Consider the following 1405-nt stretch of genomic DNA (forward strand, 5'->3'; position numbering starts at 1 on the left):
TGTAGTGATGTTATGGACGCCCCTCCCTGAAGTAGCCAGTGCCATACTCTATTGACTGCAATTAATTCAGGAGTGATATCACATGAACACAATCAGAGTTGTTGGTATCGACATTGCCAAATCTGTTTTTCAGGTATGCGTCTGGATGGTTGATGGTTCAATTGCATATAACAAGAAGATCTCCCGTTCAAAATTGCTGGATTGCGTTCGACACTTCGAGCCCGGAACGCTTATCGCGATGGAGGCATGCTCTACTTCGCACTTCTGGGGCAGAACCTTCAGAACGATGGGATACAACGTCAGACTGATACCTGCCCAGCACGTTAAAGCCTTTGTCAGAAGCCAGAAAAACGATGCTAATGATGCGCTGGCGATTTGTGAAACAGCACTCCGCCCTGGCATCCACTTTGTTCCGGTCAAAACTGCTGAGCAGCAGGATATCAAAGCGCTGCGAAATACCCGTCAGCTCATGGTTGAGCAAAGAACGGCGCTGGCTAACCAGCTTCGTTCTCTGCTCGCTGAATATGGTCTCATTATCCCTGTCGGGATACAGTGCCTCCAGCAGCACCTGCCTGAACTGATGGAAGACGCGTCGAATGAGTTAACGTTCACTGTCCGCCGTTTACTTTCTACATTGCGGGAAGACATGCAGGCGCTGAATGAACGCGTCACCGGACTGGATAAGGAAATTGCTGCATTGTCTTCACAACAAGCTGCCTATCGCCAGTTGTTAACTATTCCGGGAGTCGGCCCGCTCATCGCGGCAGCGTTTATCAGTGAAGTGGATGCAGGGCAATTTTCCAACGGCAGAGAGTTATCCGCCTGGTGTGGCCTGGTTCCCCGGCAGCACAGTTCGGGAGGCAAGCAACGATTATCCTCCGTGACAAAAAATGGCAATCGTAGTCTCAGAACATTAATCATCCATGGAGCACGGTCTGTAATGCGCTGTATGAAAAAGCGCGATGACAGTCTGGGCCTTTGGCTGCAAAGGCTTGAAGCTCGTCGAGGGTTCCTGAAAACCACGGTTGCACTGGCGAATAAACTGACGAGAATTATCTGGCGTGTGCTGACAGATGGGGTTGATTTGAATATGCAGAAGGCCGTTGCGATGAATTAGCTAAAAACAGCAATTTACAGAAACTTATTTAACTGAGTTTGCAGGCACTGATGAGAAAACGGCTACCGTCCCTGTAACAGCCTGAAGTTGACCTGGGTAATCATATACCGGTGTAGTGATAAGGAAACAGGGCTCGGATAACATCATGGCGCGGGTAAATTAACCCACTAACGACGCCGGATATATGGTCGCAAACCGTATCGAACCAGTACTTGTAACACCCGGGGCGTCCATATATGGTCAACAAAAACTGGCCACGGCTTTAGAGTTTTTCCAAAACAATCTTTC

The 1405-nt window shown here is 49.0% G+C and carries 1 protein-coding gene; it reads left to right on the forward strand.

What is annotated here, in order from left to right; genetic code table 11:
• The first annotated feature begins 82 nt into the window (after nt 1–82).
• Nucleotides 83–1117, forward strand: coding sequence for an IS110 family transposase (locus DXU84_RS24900; protein WP_153376841.1), 1035 nt, complete (start codon nt 83–85; stop codon nt 1115–1117).
• The last annotated feature ends 288 nt before the right edge of the window (nt 1118–1405 follow it).

The organism is Rahnella sp. RcJ3 (genome assembly GCF_009498575.1).
Taxonomy (GTDB): Bacteria; Pseudomonadota; Gammaproteobacteria; order Enterobacterales; family Enterobacteriaceae; genus Rahnella; species Rahnella aceris.